1 protein-coding gene is annotated in these 449 nt (G+C 51.0%); it reads left to right on the forward strand.

What is annotated here, in order from left to right; translation table 11 throughout:
• Positions 1 to 195: 195 nt before the first annotated feature.
• Positions 196 to 449: hypothetical protein (locus tag ACYVRA_RS08940; protein ID WP_461252361.1), on the forward strand; the 254-nt coding region annotated here is incomplete at its 3' end.

Here is a 449-nt window from a genome sequence, read left to right on the forward strand (position 1 = left end):
GGCGGGCTCGACCCGCCATCCCCATGAATTGCAAGGAGATTGCGGGTCAAGCCCGCAATGACGAGTTTGTAGAATCTATTTTTAGAGATACCCATATACATGACCTATACTCAAACTTCAACCGCAAACCGATAAAACGGTGATTCGGAGGAACCTGTCTCTTATACACATCTAGATGTGTATAAGAGACAGGTATTGATCAACTCCATAAACTACGAGCACAGTGGCGCGAAGGGACACAAGCTGCTGCCGCTGGCCGTCGACTTCGGGTGTCCGGTGATAGCGCTTACGATTGATGATGTCGGGATGGCGGCGACGGTCGATAGGAAGATGGATATTGCGCGGAGATTGATAGAGCTCGCTTGCGGCGAGTATAAATTGCCGGAGCATTATCTATACATCGATCCCTTAGTATTCACGTTGGCGACCGGAGACGCGGGGACGGCGAA

Source organism: Treponema sp. R8-4-B8 (genome assembly GCF_054786175.1).